The following is a 15,891-nucleotide window of genomic DNA, read 5'->3' on the forward strand; positions in this document are numbered from 1 at the left end:
CCCCTTAGATGGCTTCTGAGTCCATTTCACCAGTGCGGATACGCACTACTTGTTCTAGATCGTAAACGAAGATTTTTCCGTCACCGATGCGGCCTGTGTGTGCAGCTTTTTGGATCACTTCCAATAAACGCTCGACGTTTTCATCCAATACCGCGATCTCTAATTTTACTTTAGGTAAAAAATCGACCTGATATTCCGCTCCCCGATAGAGTTCTGTATGACCTTTCTGACGACCGAAGCCTTTCACTTCTGTCACAGTAAGACCTTCAATACCGATGTCCGCAATCGCTTCACGGACATCGTCAAGCTTGAATGGCTTGATGATGGCACATACGAGTTTCATGGTTATTATCCTTATGGTGTCTTGTTGCATTTGCCAATAAGACAAGAAAACCTTGTGCCAAGATTTATAATCTTTACTTTTCAATGAGTTACTAAATTAATTTTAAAATGCTCAAAAAAAACGCACCAATAAGGTGCATTTATTCACTGCCAGAGTGCAGCTTATAGGTGAAAAAACTAAATCAGGCGGGTAAAAATTCTTGCCATTGCTGCACTAAATACAGCAGATCTTCCAGACCACATTCGGCATAAAGCTGACTTTGATCCAGCTCCAGATCCTGCTCCGGATCCAACTCTATGTCAGGACTTTCATCCTGCAACAATGCATAATGACAAATCACCACTTCAGCAGCCTGTACCGTCATGCGATACTCTTTACCGTCCCATTGATACTGACTTTGAGCATTCAGCTGCTGTAGCTGTTCCAGCAGCGACTGATAAGCGCTCGCCCTAGGCTCAAACTCATCCAATAAAAAACACTGCAATGCCAACTGCTCAGAACTTAACTTCAGACTGTAGCGCTTCGCATCAGTGTTGTAGATAAAATCGAATTCCATGCCATGGTTCCTGAAAAGCAAAAGACCCGCTAAATGCGGGCCTTTTAGCTAAAACACTATTGCCTGTAAATTATACAGCTTGCTGGATAATCACATTGGCCGCTTTGCTGGTGTACTGGCTCATCTGATGGAAATTCAGGTAGCGGTAGGTATCCGCAGCCGTCGTTTCGATCTGTTTAGCGTACTCCAGGTACTCTGGCACTGTTGGCAAACGGCCGATAATAGCAGACACAGCAGCTAATTCAGCAGAAGCCAGATAGACGTTAGCACCCTGACCTAAACGGTTCGGGAAGTTACGGGTAGAAGTAGAGACCACTGTAGTATTGTCGCCTACACGAGCCTGGTTACCCATACATAAGGAACAACCTGGGATCTCAATACGGGCGCCAACACGGCCGTAAATACCGTAATAACCTTCTTCCGTCAGCTGATCTTTATCCATCTTGGTCGGTGGAGCTATCCACAGACGGGTTGGGATCTGGCCTTTGAACTTGTCTAACAGTTTACCTGCTGCACGGAAGTGGCCGATGTTGGTCATACAAGAACCGATAAAGACTTCATCGATTTTGTCACCTTCAACTTGAGATAGTAAACGGGCGTCATCGGGATCGTTTGGCGCACACAGAATTGGCTCTTTAATATCGGCCAAATCAATTTCTATCACTGCAGCATATTCAGCGTCAGCGTCAGCACGTTCCAGTTTTGGATCCGCTAACCAGGCTTGCATCGCCTGAATACGACGCTCAATAGTACGCACGTCGCCGTAACCTTCGCTCAGCATCCACTTGAGCATCACGATGTTGGATTCTAAGTACTCAGCTACTGAAGCTTCAGACAAAGTGATAGTACAACCTGCAGCAGAACGCTCTGCTGATGCGTCAGACAATTCGAAGGCTTGCTCAGCCGTTAAATGTTCCAGACCTTCAATCTCTAATACGCGGCCAGAGAAAATGTTGACCTTGCCTTTCTTCTCAACGGTCAATAAGCCCTGCTGAATAGCATAGTAAGGAATGGCGTGCACTAAATCACGTAAAGTGATGCCAGGCTGCATTTCACCTTTAAAACGCACCAGTACAGACTCAGGCATATCCAGTGGCATAACACCAGTTGCAGCAGCAAAAGCCACTAAACCAGAACCTGCAGGGAAAGAAATACCAATAGGGAAACGGGTGTGAGAGTCACCACCTGTACCTACAGTATCTGGTAACAGCATGCGGTTTAACCAGCTGTGGATTACACCATCACCAGGACGTAAGGAGATACCACCACGGTTCATAATGAAATCTGGCAGTGTGTGGTGTGTGTTGACGTCTACTGGCTTCGGATAAGCTGCTGTGTGACAGAAGGACTGCATCACTAAATCGGCAGAGAAACCTAAACAAGCTAAGTCTTTTAGCTCGTCACGGGTCATAGGACCTGTGGTGTCTTGCGAGCCTACAGTGGTCATTTTTGGCTCACAGTATTGGCCTGGGCGGATACCTTTGACGCCACAAGCTTTACCCACCAGCTTCTGCGCTAAAGTGAAACCTTTGTTGGTCACTTCAGTCACAGCCGGACGTTCAAACACTGTAGAGTGAGCTAAACCTAAAGCTTCACGGGCTTTGTCTGTTAAACCACGACCGATGATCAAAGGAATACGGCCACCGGCACGCACTTCATCCAGCAACACGTTAGAGCGAAGTTCAAAAGTAGAAATCACTTCATCCGTGCCATGGCGTTTAACCACACCTTGATGTGGGAAAATGTCGATCACATCACCCATGTTCATAGTCGACACATCTAACTCGATAGGTAATGAACCTGAGTCTTCCATGGTGTTGAAGAAAATAGGTGCAATTTTGCTACCTAAACACACGCCACCAGTACGCTTGTTTGGTACGAATGGAATGTCTTCACCCATGAACCACAGCACTGAGTTAGTGGCTGATTTACGGCTTGAACCTGTACCTACCACATCACCGACGTAAGCCAGTGGGAAACCTTTAGCAATCAGCGCTTCGATTTGCTTCACCGGGCCTTTTGAACCAGGCGCATCAGGTTCTATACCATCACGGCTGTTCTTCAGCATGGCTAAAGCATGCAGAGGAATGTCAGGGCGCGACCAGGCATCAGGAGCTGGAGATAAATCGTCAGTGTTGGTCTCGCCTGTGACTTTAAACACAGTCACAGTGATTTTTTCAGGGATAGCAGGCTTACTGGTATACCATTCGGCATCAGCCCAGCTTTGTAATACGGCTTTGGCGTGCACATTACCAGCGTCTGCTTTTTCTTTCACGTCATGGAAAGAATCAAACATCAGTAAAGTATGAGATAAACCTTTAGCCGCTAAAGCCGCTAATTTTGGGTTATCCAGCAAGTCGATCATTGGCTGGATATTGTAGCCACCAAACATGGTGCCTAATAATTCAGTCGCACGTTCTGGAGTCACTAACGGGCTTGAAACTTCGCCTTTAGCGACAGCAGTTAAAAAACCAGCTTTGACATAAGCGGCTTCGTCCACACCTGGTGGAATACGGTTTTCTAACAAATCAACTAAGAATTCGCCTTCACCTGCTGGTGGGTTTTTCAATAAGTCAGTTAACGACGCTACTTGTTGCGCGTTAAGTGGCAATGGAGGAATGCCTTGAGCCGCACGTTCGGCTACATGTTCACGGTATTGTTGAAGCACAGTAATGTCCTCTGGTTAGGTCGCCACAGAGTACTGTATCAGTACCGCAGCGATAGACAGGAATCTCGAACAGGCTGGATTATAAGAAAAAACCGCCTGAATTGACACCTGAGTATAAGCAAGCAAGCTTATAGTCGCTATAACTTTCGTGAATACCCCACCTAGTTGAGAATCATTCTCAAAAATGATGTTGCTTCGAACAAAACCTGTAGGGATCAGGTCTTTAAAATTGTTCAAATAACCTCAAAATGATTTATTGACATACCATTAATGCTAATGCAATTTATATAGCTTTAGAGTTCATTAAACTCCGTGACAGCTTGATACCCGCCTGAAAACGTAAGCAGGTGCCAGCTGAAGCTGATAACTAAATTAAGGATCTGGTGGCTAAACGGAAATTGGCCACTGTGGTATTTCTAACCCGACTGCTCAGCTCCAGCCGACAGAACAAGGAAGGGCCCATAGAAGATGCCATAAGACAAGGACGAAACCCAGGCCATATGGACCCGGGCTACCAAATAATCAGCAGTAAAAACTGGCTGAGACAGCGCTCCATTGCGCTGCCTTGTTGTGCCTAAGGTGGCAGGTCGATATGGCTTTTAATCCCAACAAAAGCAACAAGGAAATACAATGAAATTCACTCAATCTCTGCGCCAGTTTCTGGCATCCCTGAGCCTGTTAAGCGCTGCCCTCTGTAGTGGCACAGTGCTGGCTTATACCGATTACAGTATGAGTAATGGCGGCGTGCGGGTGCATCTGCCAACCGCAAGCAGCGCCAGCTGTGATGTAGTAGTTCTGGCAGTTGGTACTGCAATGTCCACTTCCAGTTACGATAGCCTGTCTGGCGCTATAACCAGTTACGGCTATGCCACTGTGATTATCGATCACAATGTCGGTGGCCTGACCAAAACTGACGCCACGGCTTATGCAGCGCTGGTCGCAGAAGTCAAAGCTAATATGCCAACCTGGGCTGCGGGCAAGTGCGGTGCTATCAACCATTATGTACTGGGAGGCCACTCAGCTGGTGGTCAGGCAGCTCACTATGCGGTAGCTGCGGATAACAATCTCGCCGATGCATTGTTCAGTATCGACCCTTACAATATCAGCAGTGCTGCCAACATCAACCTGCCTTACATGGTATGGGGCTTTAATGTCACCACCTGTTTTGTCACCAAAGCAGATGCAGCTCAGGCTGCCTATCAAAAAAGCACCGGGAAACGCGCTTTTTATCGGGTAGAAGCTGCTTATTCGTGGGGACCATGTGGCTATTCGCCGAAGTACTTTCACTGCAGCTTCTGTGATGGTCACTGCCCAGCTTGTACGAACTGCCAGTTGACCCCTGCCAGCTTTTTTGTAGATGTCGCCGCCAGTGTGAATGCTTTTATCCAATCAGCGTTTTACACCAATTGGTCGAAAGCCGCACTGAATATAAGCACGACAACACCACTGACTCTGTTTGTTGATTCAGACAACTTGTAATAAGGACAAGGGGAAAGCGCAATCCTCTAATCAACGCAGTCTAAGCTTTGAGGAGCTTAGATAAAATCCGCTTTTCAGAAAAAGAAAAGGGCCGCAATGCGGCCCTGACATCTAACTATTCAGACATAGTTTGACAGTTACCAAATCTTCACACGGTTTGCCGGTGCTATATACAGCTTGTCGCCTTCTTTCACATCAAAAGCTGTGTAGAAGACCGGCAGACTGGACACAATACCGTTAACGCGGTAATGCGCTGGTGAATGTGGATCTGTGGCTAATTGCTCGATCATCACTTCATCACGGTATTTAGAACGCCATACCTGAGCCCAGCTTAATAACACACGCTGATCACCGGTAAAACCATCCATTACTGGCGCTTCTTTGCCTTCCAGTGAAATATGGTAGGCTTTCAGAGCTACAGTTAAACCACCTAAGTCACCGATGTTTTCACCTAAGGTCAAATCACCATTAACGAAATGGCCAGGTACCGGCTCATATTTGCTGTACTGCGCGCTTAAGGCTTTACCCAAAGCCTGAAACTTGGTCTCGTCCTGTTCTGTCCACCAGTTGCGTAAGTTACCTTCGCCATCATACTTGGCGCCCTGGTCATCAAAGCCATGACCAATTTCGTGGCCGATCACAGCACCAATACCACCGTAGTTCACTGCATCTTCAGCCGCCATGTTAAAGAATGGAGGTTGCAAAATAGCCGCAGGGAATACAATTTCATTGTTCGCCGGGTTGTAGTACGCGTTCACAGTTTGAGGTGTCATAAACCATTCGTCTTTATCGATTGGCTTACCTAATTTAGCCAGCATCTGATCGTAACCCCAATGCGTAGAGCGCACAAAGTTACCCACTAAATCATCAGCTTTAATTTCCAGGCTGGAGTAATCTTTCCACTTGTTGGGGTAACCAATTTTTGGTGTAAAAGTACCTAATTTAACCAAGGCAGCTTTTTTGGTGTCTTCTGACATCCATTCCAGATCTTTAATCGACTGCTCGTAGGCTTTGATTAAATTCGCCACCAGCTTTTCCATATGAGCTTTGGCTTCTGGTTTGAAATGACGCTCCACATACAGCTTGCCTGTCAACTCACCTAACACAGAATCACTGGCATCCACTGCTTTTTTCCAGCGTGGTTTTTGCTCTTTTACGCCACGTAAAGTAGTGGAGTAAAACTGGAACTGACGATCAACAAAAGCCTTGTTCAGTTTATCCGCGTAATCGTTCACTGTGTGAAAAGTCAAATAATCCTGCCAGCTTTGCAGGTCAGTCGCAGCCACAATTTTGCCTAACGCTTCAAAGTAGCTTGGCTGACCAATAATGATTTCATTCACAGTGTTCAGCTTGGAACCTGCGGCAAAGTCGCTCCAGCTTAATTCGCCCAATGTTTTAGCTAAATCAGCTGTGGCTACTTTGTTATAGGTTTTATCCGCGTCGCGGTTTTCTACACGGGTCCACTGGTTTTTCGCCAGTTCAGTTTCCAGTGCATAGACACGTTTAGCCGCAGCTGCAGGGTCTGCATGCTTAGCTAAAGTGAATAAATCCAGCAGGTAAGTCTGATACTCAGCCTGAATTTTTTTCGAAGCTTCATCGTCTTTGGTGTAGTAATCACGATCTGGTAAACCTAAACCACTTTGATCGGCATACACAGCGTATTCAGTAGATTTTTTCGCATCGTTATTAACGTACCACCCCAATGGAATAGTCACGCCATCACGTTGCAGTGAGGCAAAAGTGCTGGCCAGTTGCTTTTTGTCTTTTAAGCCCTGAATCAATTCTAACTGAGGCTGTAAAGCGGTTAAACCCAACTCTTCCAGTTTGGCTTCATTCATATAGCTGTTGTAGAAGCTACCTAACTTGTGACCATCTGAACCAGGAGCTAAATCAGTGCGGCTGGCGACTTCATCAATAATGGCTTTCACAGCCAACTGAGAGTTATCTGCTAATACATGGAAAGAGCCGTACGAAGATTTTTCCGCAGGGATTTCAGTTTTATTCAACCAGCCGCCGTTCACTGCTAAAAAGAAGTCATCCTGAAAACGCACTGCTGAATCAAAGTTTTCTTTGTCCACACCAGAAACTAAGGCTGCTACAGCAGCTGTAGCTTGTTGTTCTGCTGCTGGTTTTGCGGTTTCAGTGGTGGTGGTTTCCGGGGCTTTGCCACAGGCTGCCAGACCAAGCGCTATCGCAACGCTTAAGGCTGTTAAGGTAATTTTTTTCATCCGAAGGGTTCCTGCCAAAATGGGTTGACTAACTGCACCATACTACTCTTGGCGGCGCTTTTTTGTTAATGGAAGTTGTAACAAAATATAAAAAAACCGGCAATGCGAAGCAGTTGCCGGTTTTTTCACTCAAAAGCTAAGGTTATTTTTTCTTGGCTTTTGGATTTGGCAGGTCAGTGATAGAACCTTCATAAATCTCAGCTGCTAAACCGATAGATTCGTTCAGCGTTGGGTGAGCATGAATAGTCAGAGCGATGTCTTCAGCGTCTGCCCCCATTTCTACTGCCAAGCAGATTTCACCTAACATTTCGCCAGCGTTAATACCGACAATAGCGCCACCTAAAATACGGTGCGTTTCTTTGTCGAAAATTAACTTAGTGAAGCCTTCAGTGCGGGCTGAAGCGATAGCACGGCCAGAAGCTGCCCAAGGGAAAGTAGCGGTTTCAACAGCAACACCTTTCTCTTTGGCTTCTTTTTCAGTGATACCTACCCATGCCATTTCCGGATCTGTGTATGCCACAGAAGGAATGCAACGTGGGTCGAAGAAATGCTTCAGACCAGAAATCACTTCAGCAGCCACATGGCCTTCATGCACAGCTTTGTGAGCTAACATTGGCTGACCAATCACGTCACCAATCGCATAGATATGAGGCACGTTTGTACGCAGTTGTTTATCCACATTGATAAAACCACGCTCATCCACGTTCACACCAGCTTTGGCAGCATCTAACAGCGCACCGTTTGGACGACGGCCCACTGCCACTAAAATTTTGTCATAACGTACTGGTGTTGCCGGTGCATTTTTGCCTTCGAATGTCACATACAAGCCATCAGCTTTAGCTTCAACAGCAGTCACTTTAGTCGACAGCATAATGTTGAAGTTATCTTTGTTGTATTTGGTGTACACCTTCACCAGATCTGTATCAGCAGCAGGAACCAGCTGATCAGCGAATTCAACCACAGACACTTTAGAGCCTAAAGCACGGTACACAGTACCCATCTCTAAACCAATGATACCGCCACCTAATACCAGCATTTCGCCTGGAATATCTTTTAATTCCAGAGCGCCGGTAGAGTCGATCACACGGGCATCATCTTTTGGAATGAATGGCAGAGCAACTGGCTCAGAACCAGCAGCGATAATGGCACTTTCAAAAGTAATAGTAGTATCACCAACAACCAGAGTATTAGGGCCAGTGAATTTACCGTAACCAGTCACTACTTTGACTTTACGCATTTTAGACATGCCAGCTAAGCCGTTAGTCAATTGACCTACAACTTTGTCTTTCCAGGCGCGGATTTTGTCTAAATCGATTTGTGGAGCACCAAAAGTCACACCGTGTGATGCCATTTCTTTCGCATCGTCGATCACTTTTGCTACATGTAATAAAGCTTTAGATGGGATACAACCAACATTTAAACAAACACCACCAAGTGTGCTGCGTGCTTCAACTAAAGTCACTTCCAGACCTAAGTCAGCAGCGCGGAATGCTGCAGAATATCCACCAGGGCCGGCGCCTAACACCACAACTTGAGTTTTGATTTCGTTGCTCATCGTTTTACCTTTTTATCTTTTGCTAAGATAGCCGTAAGTTCATGCTGACGGCCAGGAAATAAAGTGACGGAATTTTATCACCCTACCTGAAAGATGTCCCGTATCTTTTCAGAACATGGGACAACTTTCAGTCGTGTTTCGTCTTACATGATGATCTGACGAATATCCGCCAGATAAGATGCCAGAGTCGCAGTGAAACGCGCAGCTAAAGCACCATCAATCACCCTGTGGTCGTAAGAAACAGATAAAGGCACCATCAGGCGTGGTTCAAACTCTTTACCATTCCACTTAGGTTTGATATCTGATTTTGACACACCCAGAATGGCCACTTCCGGCGCGTTGACGATAGGCGTAAAGGCCGTACCACCAATACCACCTAAGCTGGAGATGGTAAAACAACCACCCTGCATATCTGCAGCAGTCAGTTTACCTTCACGGGCTTTTAACGAAATATCCTGCAGTTCACGGGATAACTCGATAATGCCTTTTTTATTGACATCACGTACCACTGGCACCACTAAACCGTTTGGTGTATCAACAGCTATACCTAAATGCACGTATTTTTTCAGAATAAGGCTGCCGCCATCTTCCGATAACGAGCTGTTAAAGGTTGGGAACTCTTCCAGAGCTTTCGCCACAGCTTTCATAATAAAGACTAACGGGGTGTATTTAACGCCCATTTTCTTTTTATCTGCCAGCGCATTTTGCTCTTTGCGGAATTCTTCCAGGCCAGTGATATCAGCTTCATCAAACTGAGTCACATGAGGAATACGTACCCAGTTGCGGTGCAAATTAGCACCAGATAATTTCTGAATACGGGATAAAGGTTTCTCTTCCACAGCACCAAATTTGCTGAAATCCACTTTTGGCCAAGGGATTAAATCGAAACCCACGCTGTTGCTACTGCTGGTAACATTGCCTTTGCCTGAAGCCACTTGTGCAAGAATGTTTTTCACATAATTTTGCACGTCTTCACGCTGTACACGGCCTTTACGGGCTGTGCCTGTCACCTTGCTTAAGTCCACACCGAACTCACGGGCCAAACGACGCACCACAGGAGATGCATGAGCATAAGCCTGGTTTTCGGTAAATTCGCTTGCAGGAGCCGCTGGTGCAGCAGCCGGAGCTGATACTGCAGCCGGAGCTGATACTGCAGGCGCTGGAGTTGCTACCGGAGCAGGCGCAGCTACAGTAGCTGGAGCTGTTACAGCTGCAGCGGCCGGAGCACTGCCAGCCACTTCAAATACAAAGACTGAAGAGCCTGTTTGTACTTTGTCGCCAACTTTCACTTTGATTTCTTTGACAGTACCGGCAAATGGCGCAGGCACTTCCATTGAAGCTTTATCACCTTCCACCGACAACAGCGATTGGTCAGCGGCAACAGTGTCGCCGACTTTAACCATCACTTCAGTCACTTCAACGGCGTCGCCACCAATGTCAGGCACCTGAACTTCTTTTAACTCTGCAGCAGCAGGAGCTGCAGCAACTGGAGCTGGTGCAGCCACTGGCGCAGGAGCCGCAGCGGCTGGCGCTGCCACAGCAGCACCTTCAGCTTCAAATACCATAATCAGCGAGCCGGTTTTTACTTTATCGCCAGCTTTGACTTTAATTTCTTTCACAGTACCGGCTTGTGCAGCTGGTACTTCCATCGACGCTTTGTCGCCTTCTACCGATAACAATGACTGGTCCAGCGCAACTTTGTCGCCCACCTTCACCAGTACTTCGGTGACTTCAACTTCATCCGCACCTATGTCCGGCACATGAATTTCAATCGTCATGACAAATCCTCTTATGCGTACAGTGGGTTAGTTTTATTGGTGTCGATACCAAAACGGGCAATGGCGTCCGCCACTAACTGTTTGTCGATTTCACCGCGTTTTGCCAGTTCCCGTAACGACGCCAGAACTATGTAACCTGCGTTCACTTCGAAGTGACGACGCAGATTTTCACGGCTGTCAGAACGGCCAAAACCATCTGTACCCAGAACTTTATAAGATACCGCAGGTACAAAAGAACGCACCTGATCGGCATAGTTTTTAATGTAGTCGGTCGCTGCAATAGCAGGTGCTGTGCCCAACACTTTGGCAATATATGGCACTTTTTCTTCAGCCATAGGATGCAGCATATTAAAGCGTTCACAATCCTGACCGTCACGAGCCAGTTCGTTAAATGAAGTTACAGAGAATACGTCTGAGCCTACACCATAGTCTTCACTTAAGATTTCAGCCGCTTTACGCACTTCATTCATGATAGTACCGCTGCCTAACAGCTGAACTTTAGCTTTGTCACCAACATGGCTTTCCAGTTTATAGATACCGCGACGAATACCTTCTTCAGCACCAGCTGGCATAGCAGGGTGATGGTAGTTTTCGTTCATCACTGTGATGTAGTAGTAAATATTTTCCTGATCAGCACCGTACATACGACGGATACCGTCCTGAATAATCACCGCCAGCTCATAAGAGTAAGTCGGGTCGTAGGAAATACAGTTTGGTACTGTGCCAGCCAGAATATGGCTGTGGCCATCTTCGTGCTGTAAACCTTCGCCGTTTAATGTGGTGCGGCCAGCTGTAGCGCCTAACAGGAAACCACGGGCTTGCTGATCACCAGCTAACCAGGCCATATCACCGACACGCTGGAAACCAAACATAGAGTAGTAAATATAGAATGGGATCATCGGCAGATCGTTGGTGCTGTACGAAGTAGCAGCAGCAACCCATGACGCCATAGCGCCCAGCTCGTTGATACCTTCCTGCAATACCTGGCCTGAGGTTTCTTCTTTGTAGTAAGACACCACAGCGCGGTCTTCAGGGGTATAGGTCTGGCCACGCGGGTTATAAATACCAATCTGACGGAACAAACCTTCCATACCAAAAGTACGGGCTTCGTCCGCAATAATTGGCACAATTTGTTGGCCGATATTAGGATCTTTCAGCAATACGTTTAATGAACGCACAAAAGCCATAGTGGTCGAGATTTCACGTTTTTGTTCTTCCAGCAGAGGCTCAAATACATTCAGCTCTGGCAGAGTTAACGCCTTAGTGAAATTCGGCAGACGCACAGGGGTGTATCCATTTAAGGCATTACGACGGGCATGCAGATACTGATGTTCAGGTGAACCTTCAGGCAGCTGAATATAAGGCAGGCTCTGTACATCTTCTTCGCTGATGTAGTCTTCCAGACCCAGGCGCTTACGAATTTGCAGCACATGGGTCATGTCCATTTTCTTCACCTGGTGGGCAATGTTTTTGCCTTCAGCCGCTTCACCCATGCCATAACCTTTAATGGTTTTAGCCAGGATCACAGTTGGACGACCTTTGGTTTCCTGCGCCGCTTTAAAGGCAGCATATAACTTGGAAGGTTCATGACCACCGCGTTTTAAGGCGAAGATTTCTTCGTCTGTCATATCAGCCACTAAAGCTGCAGTTTCAGGGTAACGTCCGAAGAAATGCTGACGCACATAAGCACCATCTTTGGCTTTGTAGGTCTGGTAGTCACCATCTACAGTTTCGTTCATCAGCTGCAGTAACTTGCCTGTGGTGTCTTTGGCCAGCAGCTTGTCCCAGCCACTACCCCATACCACTTTAATCACGTTCCAGCCGGCACCACGGAATAAACCTTCCAGTTCCTGGATAATTTTACCGTTACCCATCACAGGACCGTCTAAACGCTGCAGGTTACAGTTCACCAGGAAACACAGGTTATCCAGCTTTTCACGGGCCGCAAAAGATAAAGAACCACGGCTTTCCGGCTCGTCCATCTCACCGTCACCTAAGAAGGCATAAACGCGTTGTGCGCTGGTGTCTTTTAAACCACGACCATCTAAATACTTCAGGAAACGGGCCTGATAAATAGACGTAATCGGACCTAAGCCCATAGAAACTGTAGGGAACTGCCAGAATTCAGGCATTAATTTAGGGTGTGGGTAAGAAGATAAACCTTCGCCACCAACTTCCTGACGGAAGTTGTCCAGCTGATCAGCTGTTAAACGGCCTTCGACAAAAGCACGGGCATAAATGCCCGGAGAAATATGGCCCTGGTAATAGACTAAATCGCCACCGTCTTTTTCATTCGGTGCACGGAAGAAGTGGTTAAAACAGGTTTCGTAAAACGCAGCGGAAGACTGGTAAGAGGCCATGTGACCACCTAAGTCCAGCTCTTTTTTCGAAGCGCGTAAAACGATCATAATGGCGTTCCAGCGGATCACTGAACGGATACGTTTTTCCAGATTTACATCACCCGGATACGCAGGTTCCTGCTGTGGCGGAATAGTATTGATGTAATTGGTGGTCACGCCTGTTGGCATATCCACGCCGTCCAGACGAGCCTGTTCCAGCACTTGTTCTAACAGGAACTGAGCGCGCTCTACACCTTCGGTGCGAACTACAGATTCAAGAGCCTCTAACCATTCTTTGGTTTCGAGCGCGTCGATGTCAATCTTATTGACTTCAGACATATCAAAGTTTCCTTAATCAGTTCCACGCCAGAGAGCGGAACATTAACAGTTAAAAAGTATGCTTACGCTCATTCGCTCTGTTGTGAACGTCTGAGCGAGCGTTCAATGCGTGAGCGCTCCCGGTCAGCTTCCAGCAATGCCTCTTCGATAAAGGCTAAATGGCTGTTGCTGGCTTGCCGGGCTTGCTCCGGCTCGCCATTGATCACCGCTTGCATCAGGCGATGCCTGTGCGAATTCAGCTGGCTCACTATGCCTTCTTTTTCCCGCAAAACTTCAAGGTTTAACTTGATGTTTTGCTCCACCAGCGGCGTTAAGCCGCGCACCAAATGCAAAAGCACCACATTGTGTGATGCCTCTGCTACCACCGAATAAAACTGGCCTACCGACCGCGCTTCAGCGTCTAAATCCTGTTGCTGCTGGGCAGCACAAATCTCTTCGTAACGTTGTTTAATCAAATCATAGTCGGCCTGGGTACCACGCAATGCGGCGTAGTAAGCACAAATACCTTCCAGAGCATGACGAAATTCGAGCAAATCAAACTGCGACTCCGGGTGACGACCAATCAATGCAAATAATGGATCTGTAAGTCCAACAGCCAGATTTTCACAAACATAAGTGCCACCGCCCTGACGGCGATTGACTAAACCTTTGGCTTCGAGCTTCTGAATAGCTTCTCGTAAGGATGGACGGGAGACATCAAACTGCAGCGCAAGTTCACGTTCAGGCGGTAACTTTTGTCCGGGCGTAAAAGTACCTTCCAGCAGCATATGTTCCAGTTGCTGGACTATTTGATCGGACAATTTGGCAGGTTTGATTCTCAGACTGGACATTGCCACCTTGAAGTTAAGTCTTGTTGTCTTGGTTATTTAAGTTGACCACTTGTAAATTGGTCTTACCAATTTCATTTGGTGCGGCATAACTTAGCAGAAAGGAATCAAACTGTAAATTAAACTGCGGAATTATGCGACCAAAGCAGGCAAATAATTAGAGTAATAGCTCAAAAATAACGAGGAAAAAATACGGCAAGAAAATTGGTCTGACCATTGAATGGATTTGAGTCAGAGTAAAGTTAAACGGCTTGGCTTAATGTTACTCTGACCCAAATTGAACTTAACCCAACCAGCCTGACAGTGTCAGTACTGCTACTAATGCGAGGAAAAACAGCACATTACGTTTAGCTAACTGCACCATACAAGCGGTTTCTTCTGCGCAGTTATAGGCATCGTCAGGCAAAGGTTCAGCTGCTTTGGCTACTGTAGTCACGACTTTATCTGCAGGCGTTGAGAAATCGCCTAAAAAGGCTAACAACGCAGCAGAAGCACGGGAAAAATGTCCGACCAAAGCCAAACCTACACCAAATAAACGGGCTGGCACCCAGTCTGCCCAGAACATCAATTGCTGGAATACCGCTGGAATATCAGGTGTGGCTGCTACAAATTCAGCTGTTTCATCACCCTCTTCCGTCAGTTTTACTGGTTTATCCCTGCTGGCAGGTTCATTCATCTGACGCAGCAAAGCGTATGTTATAGCACCAGCACCACCTAAAACAGCAAACCAAAACAATACTGCGGCGTAATAACGAAAGTTTAACCAAACCAGACGTTGGCCATAACTTAACTCAGCATCAGTTAGACCCACATCAGCGCTTAATTGCTGCATAGTTAAAAAAGCAGCTTCGTTATCCGCTCTTTCGCTGGCGTTCAAATACTGTTTATATAACTGTCGGTAATGCCAGCAGCCAATACAGACCAGCAATACCAGTGTGTTCAGCACCAATGTCACCAGACTACTGCCAATTAACCACAGCACCAGAGCATAGAGGATGCCTGGTAACAGCACCCAGAGGTATTGGCCTTTGCTGTCCTCTGAAAGTTTAGACAAGGCTGAACTATGGCTCAGAGACAAGTATTTTTTCGCATAAAACAAAAACTGCCATGCCTCACTGCGAACCGCCAGCCGTTCAATAATTAAGGCGATAAGCATACTGATCAAGGTCATTTATCCACTCTCCTTTAGCGCAGATTGATAACGGTCCCAGTCAAACGACGGACCAGGATCGGTTTTCCGACCCGGCGCAATCTGCTGATGTCCCACAATACGATCCAACGTGATAGCCGGAAAGTCTTGCATCAGTTGTCTGGTTAATAGCACCAGACTTTGGTACTGCGCATCGGTATAAACATGATGTTCAGTCCCCTCTAATTCTATTCCTATCGAAAAATCGTTACAGTTTTGCCGCCCGTTAAATTCCGATATGCCGGCATGCCAGGCTCTGTGTTGAAAAGGCACATATTGCCGGACCATACCGTTTCTAAAAACAACACAATGCGCCGATACCCGAACACCAGCTAAATCAGCAAAACTGTGATCGGCGTCAGTGTCCAACACACCCATAAATAAATCATCGATGTAACTGTTGCCAAACTGACCAGCGGGCAAACTGATGCAATGGATCACTAACAGGCTGATATCGGTGTTAGGCGGTCTTAAATTCCAATGTGGACTTGGTCGCTGTTCAAGTTCAAAGGAAACCTGTTCTTGATTCACCCTATCGATCCTGTTTTGCAAATGCGCTTCATGCTCGGTTAAGCTGGAGCCTTTATTGT

At 46.7% G+C, this 15,891-nt stretch carries 11 protein-coding genes; 1 reads left to right on the top strand and 10 read right to left on the bottom strand.

Annotated features, from left to right (window positions below; all coding sequences use genetic code 11):
* Window positions 1-4 precede the first annotated feature (4 nt).
* The 3 genes from glnK to acnB all read right to left on the bottom strand — a co-directional run bounded on the left by glnK (window position 5) and on the right by acnB (window position 3,567).
* Window positions 5-343 carry a P-II family nitrogen regulator gene (gene glnK / locus EK374_RS17815; RefSeq protein ID WP_008899672.1) on the bottom strand — a complete coding sequence of 113 codons (339 nt, stop codon included), beginning with the start codon at window positions 341-343 and terminating at the stop codon, window positions 5-7.
* 181 nt (window positions 344-524) lie between these two features.
* Entirely contained in the window at window positions 525-899 is a 375-nt protein-coding gene (locus tag EK374_RS17820; protein ID WP_127025880.1) for a YacL family protein, read from the bottom strand.
* Between the two features lie 70 nt (window positions 900-969).
* A complete protein-coding gene (gene acnB / locus EK374_RS17825; RefSeq protein WP_127025881.1) occupies window positions 970-3,567 on the bottom strand; it encodes a bifunctional aconitate hydratase 2/2-methylisocitrate dehydratase in 2,598 nt (865 codons plus the stop codon).
* A gap of 630 nt (window positions 3,568-4,197) precedes the next feature.
* Here acnB and EK374_RS17830 point away from each other — a divergent pair.
* Window positions 4,198-5,046, top strand: coding sequence for an alpha/beta fold hydrolase (locus EK374_RS17830; protein ID WP_127025882.1), 849 nt, complete (start codon window positions 4,198-4,200; stop codon window positions 5,044-5,046).
* A gap of 137 nt (window positions 5,047-5,183) precedes the next feature.
* Here EK374_RS17830 and EK374_RS17835 read toward each other — a convergent pair whose 3' ends face one another.
* From EK374_RS17835 to ampD, 7 genes are all read right to left on the bottom strand, one after another.
* Window positions 5,184-7,274 (bottom strand): M13 family metallopeptidase, encoded by a 2,091-nt coding sequence (locus EK374_RS17835; protein ID WP_127025883.1) that lies wholly within the window; start codon window positions 7,272-7,274, stop codon window positions 5,184-5,186.
* Window positions 7,275-7,416: 142 nt separating this feature from the next.
* Window positions 7,417-8,829: a dihydrolipoyl dehydrogenase gene (gene lpdA / locus EK374_RS17840; RefSeq protein WP_127025884.1), complete on the bottom strand. Its 1,413-nt coding sequence runs from the start codon at window positions 8,827-8,829 to the stop codon at window positions 7,417-7,419.
* Between the two features lie 143 nt (window positions 8,830-8,972).
* Window positions 8,973-10,607, bottom strand: coding sequence for a pyruvate dehydrogenase complex dihydrolipoyllysine-residue acetyltransferase (gene aceF, locus EK374_RS17845; protein WP_127025885.1), 1,635 nt, complete (start codon window positions 10,605-10,607; stop codon window positions 8,973-8,975).
* An 11-nt stretch (window positions 10,608-10,618) separates the two neighbouring features.
* Complete coding sequence (gene aceE / locus EK374_RS17850; protein WP_127025886.1) at window positions 10,619-13,285, bottom strand: pyruvate dehydrogenase (acetyl-transferring), homodimeric type; 2,667 nt, start codon at window positions 13,283-13,285, stop codon at window positions 10,619-10,621.
* A 68-nt stretch (window positions 13,286-13,353) separates the two neighbouring features.
* Complete coding sequence (pdhR, locus tag EK374_RS17855; RefSeq protein ID WP_127025887.1) at window positions 13,354-14,115, bottom strand: pyruvate dehydrogenase complex transcriptional repressor PdhR; 762 nt, start codon at window positions 14,113-14,115, stop codon at window positions 13,354-13,356.
* A gap of 280 nt (window positions 14,116-14,395) precedes the next feature.
* Window positions 14,396-15,283: a beta-lactamase regulator AmpE gene (ampE, locus tag EK374_RS17860; RefSeq protein ID WP_127025888.1), complete on the bottom strand. Its 888-nt coding sequence runs from the start codon at window positions 15,281-15,283 to the stop codon at window positions 14,396-14,398.
* On the bottom strand, window positions 15,284-15,832 hold the full coding sequence (gene ampD, locus EK374_RS17865) for a 1,6-anhydro-N-acetylmuramyl-L-alanine amidase AmpD (protein ID WP_233280278.1): 549 nt from the start codon (window positions 15,830-15,832) through the stop codon (window positions 15,284-15,286).
* Between the last annotated feature and the right edge of the window lie 59 nt (window positions 15,833-15,891).

This window comes from Rheinheimera mangrovi (assembly GCF_003990335.1).
GTDB classification, from domain to species: Bacteria; Pseudomonadota; Gammaproteobacteria; order Enterobacterales; family Alteromonadaceae; genus Pararheinheimera; species Pararheinheimera mangrovi.

Excerpts from the sequence above, each read along its gene's own strand:
- glnK (WP_008899672.1), bottom strand. The coding sequence starts at position 343 with ATGAAACTCGTATGTGCCATCATCAAGCCATTCAAGCTTGACGATGTC.
- EK374_RS17820 (WP_127025880.1), bottom strand. The coding sequence starts at position 899 with ATGGAATTCGATTTTATCTACAACACTGATGCGAAGCGCTACAGTCTG.
- EK374_RS17830 (WP_127025882.1), top strand. The coding sequence starts at position 4,198 with ATGAAATTCACTCAATCTCTGCGCCAGTTTCTGGCATCCCTGAGCCTG.
- EK374_RS17835 (WP_127025883.1), bottom strand. The coding sequence starts at position 7,274 with ATGAAAAAAATTACCTTAACAGCCTTAAGCGTTGCGATAGCGCTTGGT.
- lpdA (WP_127025884.1), bottom strand. The coding sequence starts at position 8,829 with ATGAGCAACGAAATCAAAACTCAAGTTGTGGTGTTAGGCGCCGGCCCT.
- aceF (WP_127025885.1), bottom strand. The coding sequence starts at position 10,607 with ATGACGATTGAAATTCATGTGCCGGACATAGGTGCGGATGAAGTTGAA.
- aceE (WP_127025886.1), bottom strand. The coding sequence starts at position 13,285 with ATGTCTGAAGTCAATAAGATTGACATCGACGCGCTCGAAACCAAAGAA.
- pdhR (WP_127025887.1), bottom strand. The coding sequence starts at position 14,115 with ATGTCCAGTCTGAGAATCAAACCTGCCAAATTGTCCGATCAAATAGTC.
- ampE (WP_127025888.1), bottom strand. The coding sequence starts at position 15,283 with ATGACCTTGATCAGTATGCTTATCGCCTTAATTATTGAACGGCTGGCG.